The following is a 577-nucleotide window of genomic DNA, read 5'->3' on the forward strand; positions in this document are numbered from 1 at the left end:
AAGTCCCTGCCGCAATCCATGTCAGCCCTGAGGCGTTGGATGGTGGCTTCCTTGCGCGGTTGCAGGAGGGCGATACGATCCGCGTAGATGCTGTCAAAGGCGTGCTTGAGGCTCTGGTGCCTGATCTGGCAGATCGCGCCGCTGTCACACCTGATCTCGGCGCCAATGGCCACGGGATTGGCCGTGAATTGTTTGAAATCTTCCGCGCCCATGCTGGCCCCGCCTCAAGCGGTGCTGGTGTTGTCGTGTAGAAAAGGGAAGGGGGTTCCATGACACCGCAAGATCAATCAAAATTCGCGCGGGGCCTTGCGGCCCACGCCCCCATCATTCCCGTTTTGGTGATCGAGGATCTCGCCCATGCGGTGCCTTTGGCCCGTGCCTTGGTCGCGGGTGGTCTGCCTGTGCTTGAGGTCACATTACGCAGCGCCTGTGCCTTGGATGCCATCGCCGCCATGTCTGAGGTTGAGGGTGGGATTGTGGGCGCAGGCACGATCTTGACCCCTGCCGATATGAAGGCTGCAAAGGCCGCAGGGGCGCGTTTTGCGGTTAGCCCCGGCGCGACAGATCGTGTCTTGGC

At 61.5% G+C, this 577-nt stretch carries 1 protein-coding gene and 1 pseudogene; both read left to right on the top strand.

Translation table 11 applies throughout. The annotated features are described in order from the left end of the window. Nucleotides 1-251, top strand: a pseudogene (locus tag ACR0IO_RS23240) (phosphogluconate dehydratase); the annotation flags it as partial. 18 nt (nt 252-269) lie between these two features. Further along, a partial coding sequence (locus ACR0IO_RS23245; protein WP_480745238.1) for a beta/alpha barrel domain-containing protein occupies nt 270-577 on the top strand: 308 nt, incomplete at its 3' end.

It is taken from the genome of Ruegeria sp. CE12 (assembly GCF_056537525.1).